Annotated in this window: 1 rRNA gene; it reads left to right on the top strand. The window is 48.5% G+C overall.

From position 1 onward, the window contains the following. Window positions 1-938: ribosomal RNA gene (locus ABDZ93_RS20040) — 23S ribosomal RNA — on the top strand; the annotation flags it as partial.

Here is a 938-nt window from a genome sequence, read left to right as displayed (position 1 = left end):
TAAATACTACCTAGTGACCGATAGTGAAGAAGTACCGTGAGGGAAAGGTGAAAAGAACCCCGGAAGGGGAGTGAAATAGAACCTGAAACCGTGTGCCTACAACCGGTCGAAGCACTTTATATGTGTGACGACGTGCTTTTTGTAGAACGAGCCAACGAGTTACGATATGTAGCGAGGTTAAGTACTTAAGGTACGGAGCCGAAGGGAAACCGAGTCTGAATAGGGCGCATAGTTGCATGTCGTAGACCCGAAACCGGGTGACCTATCCATGGCCAGGATGAAGCGACAGTAAAATGTCGTGGAGGTCCGAACCACGTTGGTGTTGAAAAACCATGGGATGAGCTGTGGATAGCGGAGAAATTCCAATCGAACTCGGAGATAGCTGGTTCTCCTCGAAATAGCTTTAGGGCTAGCGTCGGTTAATTGAGTAATGGAGGTAGAGCACTGAATAGGCTAGGGGGCATAACGCTTACTGAACCTTATCAAACTCCGAATGCCATATACTTTTATTCCGGCAGTCAGACTGCGAATGATAAGATCCGTAGTCAAAAGGGAAACAGCCCAGACCATCAGCTAAGGTCCCAAAGTGTAAGTTAAGTGGTAAAGGATGTGGGATTTCTAAGACAACTAGGATGTTGGCTTAGAAGCAGCCACTCATTTAAAGAGTGCGTAATAGCTCACTAGTCAAGAGATCCCGCGCCGAAGATGTCCGGGGCTAAAACTTACCACCGAAGCTATGGATGTGTACTACGTACACGTGGTAGAGGAGCTTTCTGCATTGGCTGAAGTCGTACCGAAAGGAGCGGTGGACGATGCAGAAGTGAGAATGTTGGCATAAGTAGCGAGAGCTAGGTGAGAATCCTAGCGGTCGAAAACCTAAGGTTTCCTGAGGAAGGCTCGTCCTCTCAGGGTTAGTCGGGACCTAAGCCGAGGCCGAA

Origin of the sequence: Clostridium subterminale (assembly GCF_039521425.1) — a bacterium.
GTDB classification, from domain to species: Bacteria; Bacillota; Clostridia; order Clostridiales; family Clostridiaceae; genus Clostridium_J; species Clostridium_J subterminale.
Note: the sequence above shows the minus strand (reverse complement) of the source record. Positions and strands in the feature narration are given on the sequence as shown.